This is a genomic window from Burkholderia anthina, from assembly GCF_001547525.1.
GTDB classification, from domain to species: Bacteria; Pseudomonadota; Gammaproteobacteria; order Burkholderiales; family Burkholderiaceae; genus Burkholderia; species Burkholderia semiarida.
In genome coordinates, this window is sequence record NZ_LNJP01000003.1 from 1,460,196 (window position 1) to 1,480,953 (window position 20,758).

The 20,758-nt window shown below is 67.8% G+C and carries 17 protein-coding genes; 10 read left to right on the forward strand and 7 right to left on the reverse strand.

Annotated elements, in window-relative coordinates:
• The first annotated feature begins 315 nt into the window (after positions 1-315).
• Positions 316-1,440 (forward strand): OpgC domain-containing protein, encoded by a 1,125-nt coding sequence (locus tag WS64_RS26610; RefSeq protein ID WP_060968213.1) that lies wholly within the window; start codon positions 316-318, stop codon positions 1,438-1,440.
• A gap of 44 nt (positions 1,441-1,484) precedes the next feature.
• Here WS64_RS26610 and WS64_RS26615 read toward each other — a convergent pair whose 3' ends face one another.
• Together WS64_RS26615 and WS64_RS26620 are read right to left on the reverse strand one after the other, a co-directional pair.
• Positions 1,485-1,691: a hypothetical protein gene (locus tag WS64_RS26615; protein ID WP_059581729.1), complete on the reverse strand. Its 207-nt coding sequence runs from the start codon at positions 1,689-1,691 to the stop codon at positions 1,485-1,487.
• Positions 1,692-1,811: 120 nt separating this feature from the next.
• Positions 1,812-3,329 (reverse strand): peptide MFS transporter, encoded by a 1,518-nt coding sequence (locus tag WS64_RS26620; RefSeq protein ID WP_060011293.1) that lies wholly within the window; start codon positions 3,327-3,329, stop codon positions 1,812-1,814.
• 497 nt (positions 3,330-3,826) lie between these two features.
• On the opposite strand from WS64_RS26620, the gene WS64_RS26625 reads away from it, so the two are divergent.
• The 7 genes from WS64_RS26625 to WS64_RS26655 all read left to right on the forward strand — a co-directional run bounded on the left by WS64_RS26625 (position 3,827) and on the right by WS64_RS26655 (position 11,714).
• The gene (locus WS64_RS26625; RefSeq protein WP_011548888.1) at positions 3,827-4,405 is read left to right on the forward strand and encodes a cupin domain-containing protein; all 579 of its coding nucleotides are present in this window, start codon (positions 3,827-3,829) and stop codon (positions 4,403-4,405) included.
• A gap of 179 nt (positions 4,406-4,584) precedes the next feature.
• Positions 4,585-6,201, forward strand: a complete 1,617-nt coding sequence (locus tag WS64_RS26630; protein WP_059581732.1) for a peptide ABC transporter substrate-binding protein — start codon at positions 4,585-4,587, stop codon at positions 6,199-6,201.
• An 11-nt stretch (positions 6,202-6,212) separates the two neighbouring features.
• Positions 6,213-7,151, forward strand: a complete 939-nt coding sequence (locus tag WS64_RS26635) for an ABC transporter permease subunit (protein WP_059644375.1) — start codon at positions 6,213-6,215, stop codon at positions 7,149-7,151.
• Positions 7,152-7,164: 13 nt separating this feature from the next.
• Complete coding sequence (locus tag WS64_RS26640) at positions 7,165-8,067, forward strand: ABC transporter permease (protein WP_059644373.1); 903 nt, start codon at positions 7,165-7,167, stop codon at positions 8,065-8,067.
• A gap of 2 nt (positions 8,068-8,069) precedes the next feature.
• A complete protein-coding gene (locus tag WS64_RS26645; RefSeq protein ID WP_059581740.1) occupies positions 8,070-9,062 on the forward strand; it encodes an ABC transporter ATP-binding protein in 993 nt (330 codons plus the stop codon).
• Positions 9,059-10,081, forward strand: a complete 1,023-nt coding sequence (locus WS64_RS26650; RefSeq protein ID WP_059581742.1) for an ABC transporter ATP-binding protein — start codon at positions 9,059-9,061, stop codon at positions 10,079-10,081. Before WS64_RS26645 ends, WS64_RS26650 begins: the two co-directional genes overlap by 4 nt.
• A 160-nt stretch (positions 10,082-10,241) precedes the next feature.
• The gene (locus WS64_RS26655) at positions 10,242-11,714 is read left to right on the forward strand and encodes an OprD family porin (protein ID WP_060968600.1); all 1,473 of its coding nucleotides are present in this window, start codon (positions 10,242-10,244) and stop codon (positions 11,712-11,714) included.
• A gap of 56 nt (positions 11,715-11,770) precedes the next feature.
• Here WS64_RS26655 and WS64_RS26660 read toward each other — a convergent pair whose 3' ends face one another.
• From WS64_RS26660 to WS64_RS26670, 3 genes are all read right to left on the reverse strand, one after another.
• Positions 11,771-12,763 (reverse strand): DedA family protein/thiosulfate sulfurtransferase GlpE, encoded by a 993-nt coding sequence (locus WS64_RS26660; RefSeq protein WP_059581748.1) that lies wholly within the window; start codon positions 12,761-12,763, stop codon positions 11,771-11,773.
• 154 nt (positions 12,764-12,917) lie between these two features.
• The gene (locus WS64_RS26665) at positions 12,918-13,187 is read right to left on the reverse strand and encodes a hypothetical protein (RefSeq protein ID WP_059581751.1); all 270 of its coding nucleotides are present in this window, start codon (positions 13,185-13,187) and stop codon (positions 12,918-12,920) included.
• Between the two features lie 277 nt (positions 13,188-13,464).
• Positions 13,465-15,810: a phosphocholine-specific phospholipase C gene (locus WS64_RS26670; RefSeq protein ID WP_060968214.1), complete on the reverse strand. Its 2,346-nt coding sequence runs from the start codon at positions 15,808-15,810 to the stop codon at positions 13,465-13,467.
• 470 nt (positions 15,811-16,280) lie between these two features.
• On the opposite strand from WS64_RS26670, the gene WS64_RS26675 reads away from it, so the two are divergent.
• Positions 16,281-16,781, forward strand: coding sequence for a GNAT family N-acetyltransferase (locus WS64_RS26675; protein ID WP_060968215.1), 501 nt, complete (start codon positions 16,281-16,283; stop codon positions 16,779-16,781).
• Positions 16,782-17,048: 267 nt separating this feature from the next.
• Positions 17,049-18,644 (forward strand): thioredoxin family protein, encoded by a 1,596-nt coding sequence (locus tag WS64_RS26680; RefSeq protein ID WP_060968216.1) that lies wholly within the window; start codon positions 17,049-17,051, stop codon positions 18,642-18,644.
• Positions 18,645-18,683: 39 nt separating this feature from the next.
• Here the strand turns inward: WS64_RS26680 and WS64_RS26685 are convergent, their stop codons facing one another.
• Both WS64_RS26685 and WS64_RS26690 read right to left on the reverse strand, forming a co-directional pair.
• Entirely contained in the window at positions 18,684-18,935 is a 252-nt protein-coding gene (locus WS64_RS26685; RefSeq protein WP_059644355.1) for a DUF4148 domain-containing protein, read from the reverse strand.
• A 342-nt stretch (positions 18,936-19,277) separates the two neighbouring features.
• A complete protein-coding gene (locus WS64_RS26690; RefSeq protein ID WP_060968217.1) occupies positions 19,278-20,681 on the reverse strand; it encodes a GntP family permease in 1,404 nt (467 codons plus the stop codon).
• Between the last annotated feature and the right edge of the window lie 77 nt (positions 20,682-20,758).

Sequence of the window (20,758 nt, forward strand, 5' to 3'; positions counted from 1 at the left end):
CGATACCGACGGTCAACCGACGCCGCGCTGACGCGAATCTGGCGACGCCGTCAGCTTCATTGCGCCACGCTCGCGCGTGTAATCGATGAGAAGATTCAGTTGCATTTTGTTACTTAGGGTCTCCGCTGATCGGCCATTAGACTGACCTGACCGACTTCCCTTCGTATGCAGCTTTTCGATGAACGGTCATCTCCGTGCCTGGCCAGCCGGGTTGGCGCGATACGGACATACGCGTATCGCCGCCGATCGCGTTCGCCTGCTTGTTCCCGATCCCCTCCCCGGTGCGCGTCGCACCGCCGCCGTACAGGTGCGCTCATGTCGTTGAGCCCGCTGCATTCCACTACGGAGCAGCCGTCGCGCGGCGGCCGCCTGATCGAAATCGATTTCTTCCGCGGGCTCGTGCTGTTGATGATCGTCGTCGATCACATCGGCGCGAGCGTGCTGTCGCGCGTGACGCTGCACGCGTTCGCGCTGTGCGATGCGGCCGAGGTGTTCGTGTTTCTCGGCGGCTTCGCGACCGCGAGCGCGTACGGCGCGATCGCCGAGCGGCACGGCGCGCGCGCCGCGCAGCAGCGGTTCGTGCGGCGCGCGATGCAGATCTACCGCGCGTTTCTCGCGACGTCGACGCTGATGCTCGTCGTGTCGGCGGTGCTCGACCACTACGGGATCGATGCGCCGAACCTCGCGCTCGACGACGTCAGCGTGATGCTCGCGTCGCCGCTCACGGGGCTCGCCGAGCTGCTGACGTTCCAGCGCCAGCCGTATCTCGCGTCGGTGCTGCCGATGTACGTGCTGTTCGCGCTCGCGTCGCCCGTGCTGGTGCCGTTCGCGCGGCGTCATCCGTGGCTGCTCGTCGCGATCAGCGTCGCGTCTTGGCTCGCGGCGGGCTGGCTCGGCCCCGAGCTGCTGGACACCGACGGCTTTCGCTGGAGCTTCAACCCGTTCGCGTGGCAACTGATGTTCGTCGCCGGCGTGCTCGCGCGCTGCCAGCCGTTCTACCGGCGCATCGCGCTCGGCCGCTGGGGCGCCGCGGCGACCGGGCTCGCGTGCGCGATCGTGCTCGGTTGCGCGAGCTACAAGCTGTTTTCGGGGCTGCCGGTGCCGGAAGGCGTGTTCAAGCGCGATCTCGCGCTGCCGCGCGTCGTGAGCTTCGCGGCCGTCGCGTGGCTGATGGCCGATTGCGTGCGCTTCGGCTGGATCGCGCGGATCGCGCAGGGCGTGCGGCCCGTCGTGGCGGTCGGCCAGCGCGGGCTGGTCTGCTTCGTCGCGGGCGCGGCGATCTCGCTCGTGATCGATTCGCTGCTGCATCCGGTCGTGCGCGGCGCCGATCTGCGGCATGTCGGCGTGGGCCTCGTGGCCGACGCGTGCGCGCTCGGGCTGATGATGGCGGTGGCCGGTTCGGGAACGTGGATCGCGCGATGGCGCGGCGCGGCGGCGTAGGCGCGCGGAAGCGGCGTATGCGGCGCGGCAGGCGCCGCGCGGCGTCAGTGAGGTGAGCCGATACGGGAGCGGGGCGTGGCGGTGGCGTCGTCGGGTTCGGCGTCGTCGCGTTCGTCCTGCGCCGGCTCGTCGCGCTCCGCGAGCACCGCATCGGCTTCGGCCGCGGCCCGGGCGGCGCGCATCGCGGTGCAGCGCTGCGCGTGCCGGATGTCCGACAGGATCCTCAAAAGCCGCGTCGTCTTGCTTTTCATCGTGTTCTCCCGCCAGTGCGCATCTCGCGAAGCGGATGCGTTGCCTGCAACCAGTGTAGGACGCGTTCGCGTTTCTGGCGGGAGAATGTGGCGTGCACGCCGCACGCCGAGGGATAGTCCTTACTGCGCGGCGGCGGCCTGCGCCTGCAGCGCTTCTTCGCGGCGCTCGTCCGTGCAGCGCTGATGCTGGCGCGACAGGCGGTTCATCAGCGGCAGCAGCAGCAGCGCGAGCAGCATGCCGATCGCGGCGAGCCAGCCGAGCTTCTCGAACAGCGACAGGTAGAGCGGCAGCGATTCGGTGGCCGGCAGTTCGTGCGACGGCATCTGCGCGAAGTTCGCGACGACGCTGCCCAGATACTGCGACACGCCCGTCGCGACGAAATACGCGCCCATCATGAAGCCGCTCATGCGCGCCGGCACGTAGCGGGCGATCATCGCGAGGCCGAGGCCGCTCACCAGCAGCTCGCCGAGCGAGTACAGGCCGTAGCCCCACACCATGAACCACGACGACACGCGGCCGTCGACCGCATAGCGGCCGCTGATCGTGAACACCAGGTAGCCCGCGGCGACCGCACCGAAACCGAGCGCGTACTTCGCGGCGACCGGCAGATCGCGCCCGCCCTTCGCGACGGCGTTGTAGACCCACACGAGCACCGGGCTCAGCAGCATGATCCAGATCGGGTTCAGCGCCTGGAACTGCGCGGCGCTCCACGTGAACAGCGTCGTGCCGAACAGCATGAAGCGCGGATCGACGTTGCGCAGCGCGAACAGCGTCAGCGACGTCGACATCTGCACGTAGAAGATGAAGAACAGGATCACCTGGCCGATCAGCACGAGCGCCGCGATCAGGCCCGCGCGCTCCGAGCGCTCCGATTTCGCGATCATGTACGCGAAGATCGCGAGAATCGCGAATGCGGCCGTCCACACGCTCGCGACCGCGAGCTGCTTGTGCTGCAGCACGTACAGCGTGACCAGCGCGAGCGCGACGCCGCCGGCCGCGACCGCGCCGAGGCGCTTCCAGCGGATCGGCTCGTCGTCCGGCTGCGAGCCGACGTGCGCGAGCGTGCGGTGCATCAGCATGAAGTTGAGGATCGCCAGCAGCATGCCGCCGCAGCAGACCGCGAACGCGGTGTGCCAGCCCCAGTGATCCTTGATCCACGGCGTCGCGAGCATCGACACCGTCGAGCCGATGTTGACCGCCATGTAGTAGATCGTGAACGCGCTGTCGATGCGCGCGTCGTCGCCTTCGTAGATGCGGCGCACGAGGTTCGCCGCGTTGGCCTTGAACAGGCCGTTGCCGACGACGATCACGCCGAGCGACGCGTACATGTACGCCAGGTGATCGTTCGGCACCGCGAGCATCAGGTAGCCGGCGCACAGCACGGACGCGCCGATGATCATCGTGCGGCGCGCGCCGAGCACCTTGTCGCCGATCCAGCCGCCGATCGACGGCGCGGCGTAGACGAGCGCGGTGAACGCCCCCCAGGTCAGGTTCGCGTGGCTGTCGGTGAAGCCGAGCCGGTCGACCATGAAGAGGACCAGGAGCGCGGCCATGCCGTAGTAGCCGAAGCGCTCCCACATTTCGATGAGGAAGACCGTCGTAAACGATCGGGTCTGTGAAACAGGTGCTTGCATCATCAATCTCGTTTGAAACGGACGGCGCGGATCGCGCGTCGCCTTGGGGTCGAACTGGCGCCGGAGCACGGTGGCCGGGTAGGCTTGGCGTCGGCGATGGAGCAGTCGGGCGGTTAGCCCGGGCCGGGGTCGGACTCCGCGTTGGAAGGCGGAGCAAGCCCCCGACCGGCGCGCGAATGGTAACGTTTGCCGGTCCGGTGCGTCGGGTCCGCGCCACTTAGGGAAACTCCCGATATGGCAGCAGCTTTCAGGAACATTTGTCTCATCATCTACTTGTAAGCTTCGCGCCCGTTCTCCGCAAATTCCCGGAGAGCCGCTTGCAGCTTGCCTGTGAAGCCGGCGAGTCTGGCAAGATAGCGCGTCGTTTCGCTCGCTTCGGCCCCTGTTTAGTGCACCGGGCTCAACGCCGAAAGCGTGTACGAAACCGAAGATTAAGCTATCTCTAATTAACTTAGTTACTTTCCATCAAACATTTTTTGACGACCACTTTTCGGCCTGCTATGGTTCCCCCCACTGAAAACTCGCGATCGGCAGACGCTGTCGCACTGGGCAGCAAGATTCGCGCGTTGCGCCAACGTCTGAAGCGCACGCTCGACGACACCGCTACCGCCGCGGGGATTTCGAAGCCGTTTCTGTCTCAAGTCGAGCGCGGGCTCGCGTCGCCGTCACTGACGTCGCTGGCCGGTATCGCCCACGCGCTCGGTGTGACGGTGCAGTACTTCGTGGATACGCCGAGCGAGGAACGCTCGGTGTGCCGAGGCGATCAGTTGCGCTTCTTCGGGTTTGCCGATTCGGCGAACCTGTTCGCGAGGCTGACGAACGTGTCCGAAGGGCGCCAGCTGGAGGCGATCCTCGTGAGGATGCCGCCGGGGCAGAAGCGGTCGGAGGTGACGACACATGCAGGAGAGGAGTTCCTGTACGTGATTGAAGGGGAAGTGTCGCTGACGCTGGAAGGCAAGACGTTCGTCCTGCAGGCCGGGGACAGTTCGCACTATCAGTCGACGGTGCCGCACAGCTGGGTCAACACCGCGAAGATCGAGTCGGTGGTGGTCTGGGTCGGTACGCCGCGGCTGTTCTAACGCACGGGTATTCCTTCGTTTCTTCGACGGGATGCCCGTCGAAAGAAATGTAAGGAATACTAACATGCAATACGAGAACCACGGGCCTCCCCGATCGCTGCACCCGTCAGCGTCTCACGCGTAAGCCGCGGCATCCGCCGCGCGACGCTCACCGAACCACCCTTCTCAAGACCGCCACGATGAAATCCTTGCATGCCATGTCGGCCGTGCTGGCCGCGCTCGCCCTGACGACGCCCGCCGCCCACGCCGTGACCGTTCCGTCCAACGTCGCGCTCGCTCCCCAACAGGACCTCACGCGCCAGGTGCCGGCCGAAGTCGAGTCGCTCGACCCGGCGCACATCGAATCGTGGACCGGCAACACGATCGGCCTCGACCTGTTCGAAGGGCTCGCGCGCATCGACGCGGCCGGCCAGATCGTGCCGGGCGTGGCGCTGTCGTGGGAACGCAAGACGCCGCAGACATGGATCTTCAAGCTTCGCCACGACGCGAAATGGAGCAACGGCCAGCCGGTGACGGCCGCCGATTTCGTCTACTCGTGGCAGCGTCTCGTCGATCCGAAGACGGGCTCGAAGTACACGATCCTCGTCGAGTTCATCAAGAACTCGAAGGACATCATCGCCGGCAAGGCCGCGCCGTCGACGCTCGGCGTGCGTGCGGTCGATCCGTACACGCTGGAAGTGACGACCGACGTGCCCGTCGCGTTCTTCCCCGAACTGACCGCGATGGCGCCGCTCGCGCCGGTGAACAAGGACGTGGTCGCGAAGTTCGGCGACGCGTGGACGCGCCCGGGCAACATCGTCAGCAACGGCGCGTACCAGCTCGCCGACTGGCAGCCGAACAACCGCATCGTGGCGACGAAGGACGCGAAGTACTGGAACGCGTCGAAGGTCGTGATCAACAAGGTCACGTACCTGCCGATCGAAAGCGACGAAACCGCGATGCGCATGTACCAGGCCGGCCAGATCGACTACAGCTACTCGATCCCGTCGGGCATCTTCCAGCAGGTCAGCAAGCAGTTCGGCGGCGAGCTGCGCCAGGGCCTGCAGCTCGCGACCTACTACTACTACCTGAACAACAGCGACGCGGCGCTGAAGGACAAGCGCGTGCGCCAGGCGCTGTCGATGGTGATCGATCGCGACGTGCTCACGTCGAAGCTCACGCAGGCCGGCGAGAAGCCGATGTACGGGCTGATGCCGAACGGCACGAAGGGCGTGCAGCAGCCGTTCACGCCGGAATGGGCGTCGTGGCCGATGGCCAGGCGCGTCGCGGCCGCGAAGGACCTGCTGAAGCAGGCCGGCTACTCGGACGCGAAGCCGCTGTCGTTCACGCTCACGTACAACACCAACGACCTGCACAAGAAGGTCGCGCTGTTCGCCGCGTCGGAGTGGCGCACGAAGCTCGGCATCAACACGAAGCTCGAGAACGTCGAGTTCAAGGTGCTGATGAAGCAGCGGCACGACGGCAAGGTGCAGATCGCGCGTGACGGCTGGTTCGCCGACTACAACGACGCGATGACCTTCTTCGACCTGATCCGCTGCGGCAGCGCCCAGAACACCGTCGGCTACTGCAACAAGCAGGTGGACGCGCTCGTCGAGGAAGGCAACCAGAAGCTCGACGACCAGGCGCGCGCCGCGCTGCTCACGCAGGCGCACGACATGGCGATGAAGGACACGCCGATGGTGCCGCTGTTCCAGTATTCGGCCGACCGTCTCGTGAAGTCGTACGTGGGCGGCTATTCGCTGAAGAACGTGATCGACATGCGCGCCTCGCAGGACATGTACCTGATCAAGCACTGAGCGGAGCGATCATGCTGGCCTACGCATTGAGGCGCACGTTGTGGGCGGTGCCGACGATCCTCGCGGTCATCACCGTCTGCTACCTGCTGCTGCACTTCACGCCCGGCGGTCCGTTCGATACGGAGAAGCAGTTGTCCGCCGCGACGCTCGCGAACCTGAACGCGAAGTACCACCTCGACGAGCCGCTGTGGAAGCAGTACCTGCTGTATCTCGGCTCGCTGCTGCACGGCGATCTCGGCCCGTCGTTCCGTTACGTCGACTGGTCGGTCAACGATCTCGTGAAGAAGGCGCTGCCCGTGAGCCTCGGCGTCGGCGGCGTGTCGATCCCGATCTCGATCGTGCTCGGCGTGCTGCTCGGCACCGTCGCGGCCGTGCGCCGCGACAGCGTGATCGACCGCTTCGTGATGCTGATCGGCAACTTCGGCAACGTCGTGCCGCCGTTCGTGCTCGGCCCCGTGATGGTGTGGATCTTCGCGATCCTGCTGAAGACGTCGGCCGGCAACGGCTGGCTGCCGGCCGGCGGCTGGGGCGACGGCGGCTGGCGGTACCGGCTGCTGCCGATCGCGCTGCTGACCCTCATCAACGTGTCGTTGCTCGCGCGCGTGATGCGCGGCTCGATGATCGAGACGCTGTCGAGCAACTACATCCGCACCGCGCGCGCGAAGGGCCTGCCGGGCTCGACCATCGTGCTGCGCCACGCGCTCAAGCCCGCGCTGATGCCGGTCGTGTCGCTGTTCGGCACGGTCTGCATCACGTCGATCACGGCGGCCGTCGTCACCGAATCGGTGTTCGCGCTGCCGGGCCTCGGGCAACTCGTCGTGAACGGCGCCATCAACCGCGACTACACGCTGGTGCTCGGCCTCGTCGTGCTGACGACCGTCTTCGCGGTGCTGTTCAACCTGCTGGTCGACCTCGCGTACGCGTGGCTCGATCCGCGCATCCGTTATTGAGCGAGGCACAGCGATGACCCCGACCACTCCCGTCGTCGGCCTGCCCGTGCAGACCGATTCGCCGCCGCGTTCGCGCTCGCCGCTCGAGCTGGCGTTCGCGCGCTTCCTTCACAACCGTGCGGCCGTGTTCAGCCTCGTGCTGCTCGCGCTGATCACGCTCGCGTGCTTCGTCGGCCCGTGGCTGCTCGCGGCCGATCCCGCCGCGAGCGACTGGGCCTCGATCAGCCTGCCGCCGACCTGGGCGAACCAGCACTGGTTCGGCACCGACGAGCTCGGCCGCGACCTGCTCGTGCGCACGCTGATCGGCGGCCGCGTATCGATCGAGGTCGGCCTGCTCGGCACGCTCGTGTCGGGCCTGTTCGGCGTCGCGTGGGGCGCGACCGCCGGCTTTGCGGGCGGCCGCGTCGACGCCGTGATGATGCGCGTCGTCGACATGATGTACGCGATCCCGTACCTGCTGATCGCGATCCTGATGATGACCCTGTTCGGCCGCTCGTTCATGCTGGTCGTGCTGACCATCAGCGCGTTCTCGTGGATCGACATGGCGCGCGTCGTGCGCGGCCAGACGCTGTCGCTGCGCAACCGCGAGTTCGTCGATGCGGCGCGCGCGATCGGCGTGTCGCCGGCGTCGATCGTGCTGCGCCACGTCGTGCCGAACCTGCTCGGCGTGGTCGTCGTGTACGCGACGGTCTCGGTGCCGAACATCGTGCTCACCGAATCGGTGCTGTCGTTCCTCGGCCTCGGCGTGCAGGAGCCGATGACGAGCTGGGGCGTGCTGATCCAGGACGGCGCGCAGAAACTGGAATCGATGCCGTGGCTGCTGCTGGCCCCGGCCGTCATGCTTTGCGTGACGCTCTACTGCGTGAACTTCGTCGGCGACGGCCTGCGTGACGCGCTCGACCCGAAGGATCGCTGAAGATGGCCGCTCTGTTGGAAGTTGAAAACCTCGGCGTGCGCTTCACGCGCAAGGATGCGCCGCCGATCGACGCCGTGAACGGCGTGTCGTTCTCGCTCGAAGCCGGCAAGACGCTCGGCATCGTCGGCGAATCGGGCTCGGGCAAGAGCCAGACCGTGATGGCGCTGCTCGGCCTGCTGGCCGGCAACGGCACGACGACCGGCGCCGCGCGCTACCGCGGCGACAACCTGCTCGACATGGATACGCGCGCGCTGAACGCGGTGCGCGGCGACCGCATCGCGATGATCTTCCAGGATCCGATGACGTCGCTCAATCCGTTCCTGACGATCGAGCGGCAGATGACCGAGACGCTGCAGCTGCATCGCAAGCTGTCGCGCAAGGAAGCGATCAAGCGCGCGATCGAGGCGCTCGAATCGGTGCGCATTCCCGACGCCGCGCGCCGCATCCGCATGTATCCGCACGAGTTCTCGGGCGGCATGCGGCAGCGCGTGATGATCGCGATGGCGCTCTTGTCCGAGCCGGAAATCCTGATCGCCGACGAGCCGACCACCGCGCTCGACGTGACCGTGCAGGCGCAGATCATCGACCTGCTGCGCGAGCTGAACCGCGAGCGCGGCACCGCGATCGTGCTGATCACGCACGACATGGGCGTGGTCGCCGGCCTCGCCGACGACGTGATGGTGATGTACGCGGGCCGCACCGTCGAATACGCGCCGGCCGACTCGATCTTCGCGGCGCCGTCGCATCCGTACACGATCGGCCTGCTCAACGCGCTGCCGCGCCTGACCGACGCGGACGACGCGCCGCTCGTCGCGATTCCCGGCAACCCGCCGATGCCCGGCACCGCGCCGGCCGGCTGCGCGTTCGCGAAGCGCTGCACGTATGCGGAAGAACGCTGCGGCGCCGAGCGCCCGGCGCTCGAAACCTATGGCGCCGCGGGCGCGGTGCGCGCGTGCCACCGGCCCGTGGCCGATTTGATCGGAGGTCTGCGATGAGCGTCGATGAACGCCGCCAAGCCGGCGCGACGGACGACACGCTGCTGTCCGTCGACAATCTGAAGGTGCATTTTCGCGTGCCGCTCGGCGGCTATCCGTGGTCGCCGAAGGGCACGCTGCGCGCGGTCGACGGCGTGTCGTTCGACGTGAAGCGCGGCGAGACGGTCGGGCTCGTCGGCGAATCGGGCTGCGGCAAGTCGACGCTCGCGCGCGCGCTGATCGGCCTCGTGCCGATGACGGCCGGCACCGTGAAATGGCGCGGCCAGGCCGTCGCGCCCGATCACCTGCGCGGCACCGCGATGCGGCGCGAAGTGCAGATGATCTTCCAGGATCCGCTCGCGTCGCTCGACCCGCGCATGACGATCGAGCAGGTCGTCGCGGAGCCGCTCGTCACGCATCACGCGGGCCTCGGCCGTACCGAAGTGCGCCGCCGCGTGATCTCGATGCTCGAACGCGTCGGCCTGAACGCGCATCACCTGCTGCGTTATCCGCATGAATTTTCCGGCGGGCAATGCCAGCGCGTCGGCATTGCGCGCGCGCTGATCAGCGAGCCGAAGCTCGTGATCTGCGACGAACCGGTATCGGCGCTCGACGTGTCGATCCAGGCGCAGATCGTGAACCTGTTGCGCGATCTCCAACGCGAACTGTCGTTGTCCTATCTGTTCGTCGCGCACGACCTGGCGGTGGTGAAGGCCATCAGCCAGCGCGTGCTCGTGATGTATCTCGGCCGCGTGATGGAGTTCGGCACGCGGCATGACGTGTACGGCGTGCCGCAGCACCCGTACACGAAGGCGCTGCTCGATGCGGCGCCGACGCCGGAGCCGGCGCGCGAGCGTGCTCGCCGTCCGATGCTGCTGGCGGGCGAGATGCCCTCGCCGCTCAACCCGCCGTCCGGCTGCGCGTTCCGCACGCGCTGTCCGGTCGCGATCGACGCATGCGCGCGGGACGTGCCGCTGCCGGAAGTGCGGCAGGGGTCGGCGGCGCGCGTTGCGTGCATCCGCGCGGGCGCGGCGTGCTGAAGTGACACAGCAAACATAACCAGGGCAGGTCAACAGGGGTAGGTGCGGCGCGAACGATCTTCGCGCCGCGGGTACAGGCGCGTCCTTAGCCGGGCTCGCCGGGGGGCTGGAAGCGGATCGCGACCGGCGTGGACGATATCAACACAAGACGAGAATGACGATGAAAAAGCAGAAGACGATCGGGACGGCATCGAAGATGCTGCTTGCATGGGGGCTGCCGGCGCTCGCCGGCGTCTCGCTGACGGGCGTCGCGCACGCCGACGACGCGGCGCCCGCGCCGCTGACGGTCGCGCAGGCCGCGCCGGCCGCCGGCTCGGGCGCACCCGTTGCGCAGGCAACGACCCCGAACGCCATTGTCAATGCCGAGGCCAGCCAGGCCGTCACGCCGCCCGGCGAGCCGTCGGCGCAGTCGAAATCGAACGGCTTCATCGCCGACAGCCATCTCGACTTCCTGTTCCGCAACTATTCGGACATCCTCGACAACAAGGGCGGGCCGCATCGCCATGCGTGGGTCCAGGGCGTGATGGCGAACTTCGAGTCCGGCTATACGGCGGGCCTGATCGGCTTCGGCGTCGACGCATCGCTGTACGCGGGCCTGAAGCTCGACGGCGGCGCCGGCGCGGGCAACATGGTGCACGTGGCGAAGGGCGGCGGCGGGTCGAACCAGCTTGCATGGGCGTACCCGGGCATCTACGACGTGAAGGCGCGCATCTCGAACACGGTGGTCAAGTACGGTCTGCAGGCCGTCGACAATCCGTTCATGGAGCAGCACGACAACCGCGCGCTGCCGCCGACGTTCCTCGGTGCGACGATCGTCAGCAATGAATTCAAGAACGTGATGCTCGAGGCCGGCAGCTTCACGAAGACCGACGCACGCGGCCATACGACGCTCACCAATCTGACGACGCAATACGGCGGCACGCGCGTGAACCGCCTGACCTACGTCGGCGGCACGTGGGACTACTCGCCGAACGGCGAGGTCGCGCTGTACGCGAACCAGGCCGACGACGTGTGGCACCAGTACTACGCGTCGGTGAAGCACAGCATCGGCAGCCCGCAGACGATCAAGTGGACCGGCTTCGGCAACGTCTACTCGACGCACGACACGGGCGACGCGCTGCAGGGCAAGATCAACAACAACGCGTACAGCCTGTCGCTGGCCGCGCAGCACGGCCCGCACGAGCTGCTGGTCGGCTTCCAGCACGTGCTCGGCGACCAGTTCTTCGACTACCTGAACGAAACGAACGGCATCTTCCTGACCAACTCGATGGACGTCGACTACAACGCGCCGCACGAAAAATCGCTGCAGCTGCGTTACACGTTCTACGGCAAGGAAGCGGGCCTGCCGGGCTTCAAGGCGATGGTGTGGGGCGTGACCGGCTGGGGCGCGGACGGCAGTGCGGGCGCGGCGAACGACCCGAGCAAGTCGAGCATCTACTGGAGCAACGGCGCGCCGGTGCAGGGCCGTCACCACGAGTTCGGCTTCATCCCGTCGTACACGTTCCAGAGCGGCAAGCTGAAGAACACGAAGGTCACGTTCATCGCGATGTGGCACAACGGTTCGGCCCACTACTCGGACGCGACGAACACCGAGTACCGTCTGGTCGTGAACCTGCCGCTGCACGCGTTCTGATCGAAGGGGGGGCGCAAGGCCCCCTGTCTCGCACGGCCGGCCGGCGATCGATGCGATCAGGCCGGCTTGTGCCATCCCGCTACGGAATCGTTCGCGGCGGGCACCTCTTCCACGAGCGACGTAAGCTGGCGGCCCGTATCGCGCCACGCGTCGAGGCCGCCGCGCAATGCGAGCGCATCGGTGAAGCCTGCATCGAGCAGGCGCTTGGCCATCAGCGCGGCCGTCACTTCGTTCGGGCACGAACAATACACGACGAATTTCTGCGTGAGCGGATAGCGCGCGACGATGTCGCCGATCTGGCGCTCGTCGGCGAACTGCGCACCGGGAATCGTGAACGGATCGAGCTTGCGGTGCTCGGGCGAGCGGACGTCGAGCACCACCGGCGCGGCGGCGTCGCGCAGCAGCATGTCGAGCTCGTCGACGCCGATCCGCGCGTTCGCGAGCTGGCGGATCAGCGCACGGCGGCGCATCCAGCGCACGGCCGCATAGACCGCGAGCAGCGCGACGATGACCAGCAGCACCGCGCGGCCGAGTTGGCTCGCGCCGGCGAACAGCCAGTCGATCTGCCGGTAGAACACGAGGCCGGCGCCCAGCCCGACGATCGTCCACAGCGCGGCGCCGAGCGCGTCGTAGCCGGCGAACGTGCGGTAGCGCGTGCCGAGCGCACCGGCCATCGGCACCGACACGAGCGACAACCCCGGAATGAAGCGCGCGACCGCGAGCACGCGCACGCCGTAGCGGCCGAAGAAGCGTTCGGTCTTTTTCACGCAGGTATCGCGCGACAGCGACAGCCGGCAGATCGTCTTCAGCGTCGTGCCGCCGTAACGCCGCCCGGCGACGTACCAGACCGTGTCGCCGACCAGCGCGCCGAGCACCGACAGCGCGACGACCGTCACGAGTTGCGAGCCGATCATCGCCGGATGCATCGCGGACATCGCGCCGAACAGCACGAGCGTCGGCATCGCGGGCACCGGCAGGCCGATGGCCGCCGCGAGCACGTTGGCGAACACGAGAAGCGGCCCGTACTGGGCGACGAGGTCACGGAGCATGACGGCTGGCCGAAAAGGAAACGCGTGGGCAGGAAAGGCGGATGGGCCGATTATCGGCCTTTTTCGACGCAGCGGCGGGAATGATGCAAAGCGCCTGACGGCGGCAGGGGAATGTGGGTGAGCCGGCGCGTTGCACGCGGCTCACCGTTCGGAATCAGGAAGGCGTACGGGCGAGCGACGCGGCGCCGTGGTTTTCGCCGGGCAGCTCGGCGCCGTGCGAGCGGATCGCCGCGATCAGTTCGGCCGGGGTGATCTCGTAGCGAACCTCGCGGTGGATGCCGGGCTTGCGTTCGTCGACCTCGATCAGCAGCACGCTCTTGCCGTCGCCGGTCGCTTCGAGCCGGAGCGAGCGCAGTTCGCGGCCGTCGGCCGCGTCGTGTTCGGTGAGCAGGGTCATTGCCCCGGATGAGCCGGTAGTGCGCATCGAACCTATCCTCGTATCGTGTCGTGGATGCCGGAGCGGCAAGGATGTCTTTGTTGAATACGGCTTGACGCAGTTTAACGCGAACGGGCCGCGACACGGGGCATTTTCGTGGGCCGGAAATGAGGGCTACACCACCGATCCTTCTGATGTTTGAGCCGCGCCGGGCGGGCGTCTGCGCCGGATCGGCCCCGGCCGGAACCGGTACCCGAACGGCGTTCGCGGCCGCCCCGGCGCGGGCGGCGCGCGCCGCGCCGCGCCGCGCGTCGCCGCGGTGGCGTCAGAAGCGGTCGGCGAGCCCCATCGCCGGGTCGCTGACCGAGTGGCGGCCGGTTTCGACGCGCCCGGCCACGCGGCGCGAGAAGCTCGCATCGCTGTCGGCGGTGACGATGAAGTCGTACCAGTAGCCGGTCGAATCGAGCTTCCAGTGCAGTTCGGACTGATCGCCGGCGCGCACCGTGACGGTCCACGTGGTGCCGGTGCCATGGCCGTTGCCCTGACCGTGACCGTTTTCGTCGCCGTGGCCATGACCATGGTCGGCGCTTGCGCCGCGCCCGGACAGCGGCCCGTAGACCTGGTTCGACTTCACCGTGAAGCGCACCGTGCCGCCGCCGTCGTTGCGCAGCCGCAGGTGGAGGCTGCCGCTGGCGCCCGCATAGCCGACGCGCACTTCCGGGTGCGGCGCGCGCGCCCCGGCCAGGCGGCTCAGATCGCCGGTGAAGCGGCGGTGATAGCCGTTCGGGCCAAGCACCCACAGGTCATATTTACCGCCGTCGTCCGCGCGCGCGGCCCAGTCGCCATGCAGCGTCTTGCCCGGCTCGACGACGTAGCGCCGCGGCAGCCGGTCGAGGTGCAGCTTGTCGTAGACGTGAAACACGGCGGCCGCGCGGCCGGTGTTCGCGAACTTCAGCGTGACCGTGCCGGCGGCGGCATCGGTGCGCGCGCTCGCGTGCAGCTCGTACGGCAACGCGCGCGACGGGCGCACGCCGGTCGCCTGCGCGGGCAGCGCGGGCGTGGCGGGCGGCACGATCTTCGGCGCGGTTTGCTGCGCGGCGCTCAGCGCGTCGGCCTGGCTTTTCGTCGTGCGGCCCGCGAGCGTCGGCAGCGGTTCGTCGTTCGGCGTGCGGAAGTTGAACGCGCTCGTCAGGTCGCCGCACACCGCACGGCGGTACGCGCTGATCTGCGGCTCCGCGACGCCGAAGCGCTTCTCGAGGAAGCGCAGCGTCGACGTATGGTCGAACACCTGCGAGTTGACCCAGCCGCCGCGGCTCCACGGCGACACGATCCACATCGGCACGCGCGGGCCCGGGCCGTACGGACGGCCGTCGATGGCCGGCTGGCTCGACGTGGCCGGCGTGAAGTCGTGGTACTCGACCGCGACGTCGGCGGCCGACAGCGTATGGCCGCCCGCGAGCGTGCCGTCGGCGTTGCGCGACGGCACGGCCGGCGACGGCATGTGGTCGAAGAAGCCGTCGTTCTCGTCGTAGTTGACCAGCAGCACGGTCTTGCTCCAGACCTCCGGGTTCGCCGTCAGCGCATCGAGCACGGCCTGCACGTACCAGCCGCCCTGCGCGGGGCTCGACGGCCCCGGGTGCTCGCTGTACGCGGACGGCGGGATGATCCACGACACTTCCGGCAGCTTGCCGTCGCGGATGTCGTCGCGCAACGTTTCGAGAAAGCCGTATGGCATCGTGTTGCCGAAGCCCTTCGCGAGCGGGCTCAGCGGATCGTCGATCGCCGGATCGTAGAACGCGCCGGCCGCCGTCACCGGCTGCGTGATGTCGGTCGACGCGACGTACGTAGGCCGGCGCGCGGCCGGCATCTGCTCGATCGCCGCGCGCCAGTGGCGGAAGCTCATCATCTCGTTGCAGCCGAAGTTGTCGATCAGGCTCTGGTAGACCTTCCAGCTCACGCCGGCCTGTTGCAGCCGGTCGGCATAGGTCGTCCAGGTCCAGCCCTGGCTCGACGGGCCGATGTCGTTGCCGCCGTTGAACTGGTTGTTCAGCGCGGCGATCTTCACGCGGCTGCCGTCGGCCGGGCTGATGCCGTTCGGGCCGTTGGTGCCGCTCCAGTAGAACAGGCGGTTCGCGATCGTGCCCGTGTGCATCCCGCAGTGGTAGTGGTCGCACAGCGTGAACGCATCGGCGAGCGCGCGCTGGAACGGCACTTCGGCCGCGTCGTAATAGCCCATCGACAGCGGCGTCTTGGTGTCGGGCCAGCGGTTCATCCGGCCGTGATCCCACGCGGCCTGCGCATCGGCCCATGCGTGCGGCGTGCCGCCCGCGCGCTGCGCGTTGCCCTGGCGCGCGTCGAGGTGATACGGCGTCACGGTCGCGGCGGGCGTCACCTTGGTGTACGACTGGTAGAACACGTCGCGACCGTTCGGCGACGGCACCGCGAAGCGGTCGCCATAGCCGCGCACGCCCTTGAACGTGCCGAAGTAGCTGTCGAACGCGCGGTTCTCCATCATCAGCAGCACGACGTGCTTCACGTCCTGGATGGTTCCCGTTTCGTGGAAGGCGGGAATGGCGAGCGCGCGGCGAATGCTCGGCGGAAACGCGGACAGCGCGGCGGCGGCGAGGCCGGAACCGGCGGTCTGCTGAAGGAATTTGCGGCGTGACGTCATGGCGTTCGGATCCTGTGAAGGTGGGAGCGTTCGTGAGTTCGTCTGGCGGTGCCCGGGTGTCGTCCCGCCACGGGACGGTCCGCGATGCATGCGCGTTCGGGGCACCGGCCGCGTGTCGCGGCGGTGCGCGCATCGCGGCCGGCGCGGCGCTCAGTCTAGGGAGGCCGCATGACGTCGACGTGATGAAGAAATGACATTGCATGTCGCGAACGCGACGTTGCATGCACAACGATTCGTTCGAGCGCTTTGCGAGCTTGAAAACGGTAATAAATTACCGATCGCCGAGGGGCGGCCGGTCAGAATTTTCCGGATTCCGCGCGCGCGGCGCGAAGGCGTTTCGTTGCGGATGCAACCTGACGCACACGGCGTGACCCCGTGTTTCAAATGCGTGAAATCGGCTAAGCTCGATGCATTGCCGCGCGCGTGCGCGGTCCGCGCCATCGGCGCGACTTTTCGGACCCGGCCCACCCATGACCGATATCAGGATCCGGCACAGCGAGACGCACGACGTCGACGCGATCCGGCAGATCGCCGCACACCCCGCGGTGTACATGAATACGTTGCTGCAGCCGTTTCCGTCGCTCGAAAAATGGCAGAAGCGGCTCGACGACATACGCGCGCACGGCGTGAGCCTCGTCGCCGAAATCGACGGCACGGTGGTCGGCCATCTCGGCCTGCGTCCCGAGCCGAATCCCCGCAGGCGGCACGCGGCGGCGCTCGGCATGATGGTCGACGTGGCCCGTCACGGGCATGGCGTCGGCGGCCGGCTGCTCGCGGCCGCGATCGATCTCGCGGAGAACTGGCTGAACATCACGCGCGTCGAGCTGACCGTGTTCACCGACAACCGCGCGGCGATCGCGCTCTACGAGAAACACGGTTTCCGCATCGAGGGCGAATCGCCGGATTACGCATTGCGCGACGGCGTGCATGCGTCCGTGTATCACATGGCCCGGATCAGGGCGCGGCAATGAAGGGCCGGCCGTCGCGGACGTGACGGCACGCGCGGCCGCGCAGCCGCGCTGCCGCGCATCATATTCAATCGAGAATTCGTTCGTTTTCCTTCGGCTGTATCCGTCGTATCGTCGAACGATTTGCCGGCCGATTCGGCCGGCGTCGCTTCTCCGTATCGATGCCTGCGCGGCCCGGCATGTCGGCCGGCTTCATCGTCATCGCTTCACGGCCCTCGTTGCCTGCGCGGCATCGCCCTGAAACCGTCTTTTTCAACGGAATCCGCTTCGATGAAAACCGTTCTCCGCAATCTCACCGCCGCCTGCCTGTTCGCCGCCGCCGGTGCGGCGCTTGCCGCTGCCACGCCCGCGGCCGCGCCGGCGGCGAGCGCATCGCCCGACGGTGCGCATCTGCCGCCCGGCATCGCGTGGCAACACGGCGACGTCGATGCCGCGTTCGCGCTCGCGAAGCGCGAGGGCAAGCCGCTGCTGCTGTACTGGGGCGCGGTATGGTGCCCGTCGTGCAACCAGGTGAAGTCGACGATCTTCAGCCAGCAGGCATTCAAGACGCGCTCGTCGTTCTTCGTGCCCGTGTATCTCGACGGCGATACCGAAAGCGCGCAGAAGCTCGGCGAGCGTTTCAAGGTGCACGGCTATCCGACGATGATCCTGTTCCGTCCCGACGGCACCGAAGTGACGCGGCTGCCGGGCGAGGCCGATCTCGACCGCTACATGCAGGCGCTGTCGCTCGGGATGACGGCCGCGCATCCGGTGCGGCAGACGTTGACGACGGCGCTGAAGAACGGCGCGTCGCTGACGCCGGACGAATGGCGCCTGCTGGCCGACTATTCGTGGGATACCGACGGTGCGCTGCCGGTGCCGGCCGATCGTGTCGCCGAGACGCTGCAGTCGCTCGCGCAACGCGCACGGGCGGCTGGCGCGAAAGCCGAATCGGCGCGCTTCGCATTGAAGTCGGCGGTGGTCGCCGCGTCGGACGACCCGACGCAGGCCGGTGCGCTCGACAAGGCTGCGCTGGCCGATTCGCTGCGCACGGTGCTGCACGATGCCGCGCTGTCGCGAGCCGATTCGGACGTGCTGGTCGCGGCGCCCGCGCGCGTGGTCGCGTATCTCGGCGACGACGCGCAGCGCACCAAGTTGCGCGGCGCATACGACGCGGCGCTCGCGCGCCTGTCGACCGACACCACGCTATCGTCGATCGACCGGCTGATGGCGCTGCACGGCCGCGTGCTGCTCGCGCGCGGTGGCGCGCGCAGCGGCACGTCGCCCGCCGCACCGGCGGCGCTGGCCGACACCGCCCGCAAGCAGATCGCCGCGTCGGTGCAGGGCGCGGCGAACGCGTACGAGCGGCAGGCGCTCGTCAGCGAAGGCGCGGACACGCTGACCGACGCCGGCCTGTACGACGAATCGGATGCGTTGCTGAAGGCCGAGCTGCCGCGTTCGTCCACGCCGTACTACTTCATGTCGGGGCTGGCCGCGAACGCGAAGGCGCGCGGCGACAAGGCAGCCGCGCTCGACTGGTATCGCAAGGCGTACGACGCGGCGAGCGGGCCGGCGACGAAGCTGCGCTGGGGCGCGACTTACTTTGCGAATGCGGTGGAACTGGCGCCGAACGATTCGGCGCGCATCGAAGGGATTGCCGCCAGCGTGCTCGCGCAGGCCGACAAGACCCGGGACGCGTTCTACGGCGCGAACCTGCGCGCGCTGACCAAGGTCGTCACGCAGTTGAACCGTTGGCGCGGCAGCGGCGCGCACGATGCGTCGGTCAGATCGGTCGTCAAGCAGTTCGACGGCGTGTGCGGGAAGTTGCCGGCGGGCGATCCGCAGGCAGCGGCGTGCGCGAAGCTGATCCAGCCCGTGAAGGCGTAACGACGCGTCGACGGATCGTCGAGCGGGCGGGGCGAACGATTACCGGCCCGACTCCGACGATGCGCCGCGGTCGCTGCCGTATCCGGCGTCGTGCTCGCGGGCAATTTTCGCTTCGGCCGATACGATGCTGGCCGGATAGAACCAGTCGCTCGACTGGAAGCCGGCCTGCTTGAGCGCCTTGACTTCGGCGTGGACCTGCGCGCGCGTGAGCGGCTGGTTCGACTGGGCCTGTGCGGCGAACGGGGCCGAGACGGCCACGGCGATGGCAACGGCTTGGATCAGGCGCTTCATGATCGGGACCTCCACGATTCCGGTGATTCGCGGCGCTTCGTTCGTCGAAGCGCCGCGCGACGTTGGAACCAGTGTAGGCCGCGGCGGGCCCGGGAAAAATGCGATCGCGCCCAACGCAGTGTTTTGCTGCGGGTAACAATGGGCGCGTAAGGGGCGAGGTCGAGCAATGGCGCCGGGCAGCCGCCACGCGCGGGCAGGCGCGGCGGCGCGAATTTCACCTGATTCGGCGGCAGGGAAATGAAGTCGGACCGGATGCGCATTCCGGAATGGGTCCGGCGCGCATGCGGTCCGATCTTGAAAGACGGGAAGGCGGCGCACGAAGCGCCGCCCTGATGCCAACGCTTACACGAGCCCCGTCGCGTAGTACACGGCGATCACGAAGAACACGGCGAGCGTCTTGATGACGGTGACCGCGAAGATGTCGCGATACGACTCGCGGTGCGTGAGGCCCGTGACCGCGAGCAGCGTGATGACCGCGCCGTTGTGCGGCAGCGTGTCCATGCCGCCGCTCGCCATCGCGACGACCCGGTGCAGCACGTCCATCGGGATGTTGGCGGCCTGCGCGCCCTTGATGAACAGGTCCGACATCGCGGCGAGCGCGATGCTCATGCCGCCCGACGCCGAGCCCGTGATGCCGGCGAGCGAGCTGACCGACACCGCTGCGTTGACGAGCGGGTTCGGGATGCTCTTCAGCGCATCGCTGACGACGAGGAAGCCCGGCAGCGCGGCGATCACGCCGCCGAAGCCGTATTCCGACGCGGTGTTCATCGCGGCGAGCAGCGCGCCGGCGACGGCGGCCTTCGAGCCGGCCGCGAAGCGGCCGCTGACGCGCTTGAATGCCGTCAGCACCACCAGCACGATACCGAGCAGCAGCGCGGCCTCGACCGACCAGATCGCGACGACGGTCTTGATCGACGTCGTGACCGGCGCGTGCACGCCCGGCAGCACTTCCGGCGCGACCGTGTACGACGCGGCACCGTACCACTGCGGGATCAGCTTCGTGAACGCGAAGTTCGACACGCCGACGAGGATCAGCGGCAGGATCGCCAGCGCGGGGTGCGGCAGCGTCTTCGCCTCGACGCGTTCCGGCTCGTTGACGAGCGACGTGCCGTAGCCTTCGCCCTTCGCCATTGCCGAACGGCGCCGCCATTCGAGATACGCGAGGCCGACGACGATGATGAACAGCGAGCCGATCGTGCCGAGCGCGGGCGCGGCCCAGGCGGTCGTCTTGAAGAACGTGGTCGGGATGATGTTCTGGATCTGCGGCGTGCCGGGCAGCGAATCCATCGTGAACGAGAACGCGCCGAGGGCGATCGCGCCGGGCATCAGCCGTTTCGGGATGTTGCTCTGGCGATAGAGTTCGGCCGCGAACGGATAGACCGCGAACACCACGACGAACAGCGAGACGCCGCCATAGGTGAGCAGCGCGCACACCGCGACGATCACCGCATTCGCGCGCGAGCGGCCGATGTAGCGGATCGCCGCGTGAACGATCGACTCGGAGAACCCGGACAGCTCGATCACCTTGCCGAACACGGCGCCGAGCATGAAGACCGGGAAATACAGTTTGACGAAGCCGACCATCTTCTCCATGAAGATGCCCGAGAAAACGGGTGCGACGGCGGCGGGTTCGGTCAGGAGCACCGCGCCGAGCGCGGCGATCGGCGCGAACAGGATCACGCTGTAGCCGCGATACGCGGCGAACATCAGGAACGCCAGCGCGGCGAGGACGATCACGAAAGACAAGGGAGTCTCCTAAAAGCTTGGAATGGCTTTGGTTGTTGTTCGATCGCGCGGTGCACCGCGGACCAACTCGGGTTGGT

What these genes read in the sequence shown, in the direction of transcription:
- WS64_RS26660 (WP_059581748.1), bottom strand. Translation starts at nt 12,763, where the DNA reads ATGCTCCGTGACCTCGTCGCCCAGTACGGGCCGCTTCTCGTGTTCGCC.
- WS64_RS26675 (WP_060968215.1), top strand. Translation starts at nt 16,281, where the DNA reads ATGACCGATATCAGGATCCGGCACAGCGAGACGCACGACGTCGACGCG.
- WS64_RS26685 (WP_059644355.1), bottom strand. Translation starts at nt 18,935, where the DNA reads ATGAAGCGCCTGATCCAAGCCGTTGCCATCGCCGTGGCCGTCTCGGCC.
- WS64_RS26625 (WP_011548888.1), top strand. Translation starts at nt 3,827, where the DNA reads ATGGTTCCCCCCACTGAAAACTCGCGATCGGCAGACGCTGTCGCACTG.
- WS64_RS26635 (WP_059644375.1), top strand. Translation starts at nt 6,213, where the DNA reads ATGCTGGCCTACGCATTGAGGCGCACGTTGTGGGCGGTGCCGACGATC.
- WS64_RS26645 (WP_059581740.1), top strand. Translation starts at nt 8,070, where the DNA reads ATGGCCGCTCTGTTGGAAGTTGAAAACCTCGGCGTGCGCTTCACGCGC.
- WS64_RS26630 (WP_059581732.1), top strand. Translation starts at nt 4,585, where the DNA reads ATGAAATCCTTGCATGCCATGTCGGCCGTGCTGGCCGCGCTCGCCCTG.
- WS64_RS26670 (WP_060968214.1), bottom strand. Translation starts at nt 15,810, where the DNA reads ATGACGTCACGCCGCAAATTCCTTCAGCAGACCGCCGGTTCCGGCCTC.
- WS64_RS26620 (WP_060011293.1), bottom strand. Translation starts at nt 3,329, where the DNA reads ATGATGCAAGCACCTGTTTCACAGACCCGATCGTTTACGACGGTCTTC.
- WS64_RS26650 (WP_059581742.1), top strand. Translation starts at nt 9,059, where the DNA reads ATGAGCGTCGATGAACGCCGCCAAGCCGGCGCGACGGACGACACGCTG.
- WS64_RS26680 (WP_060968216.1), top strand. Translation starts at nt 17,049, where the DNA reads ATGAAAACCGTTCTCCGCAATCTCACCGCCGCCTGCCTGTTCGCCGCC.
- WS64_RS26665 (WP_059581751.1), bottom strand. Translation starts at nt 13,187, where the DNA reads ATGCGCACTACCGGCTCATCCGGGGCAATGACCCTGCTCACCGAACAC.
- WS64_RS26610 (WP_060968213.1), top strand. Translation starts at nt 316, where the DNA reads ATGTCGTTGAGCCCGCTGCATTCCACTACGGAGCAGCCGTCGCGCGGC.
- WS64_RS26655 (WP_060968600.1), top strand. Translation starts at nt 10,242, where the DNA reads ATGAAAAAGCAGAAGACGATCGGGACGGCATCGAAGATGCTGCTTGCA.
- WS64_RS26615 (WP_059581729.1), bottom strand. Translation starts at nt 1,691, where the DNA reads ATGAAAAGCAAGACGACGCGGCTTTTGAGGATCCTGTCGGACATCCGG.
- WS64_RS26640 (WP_059644373.1), top strand. Translation starts at nt 7,165, where the DNA reads ATGACCCCGACCACTCCCGTCGTCGGCCTGCCCGTGCAGACCGATTCG.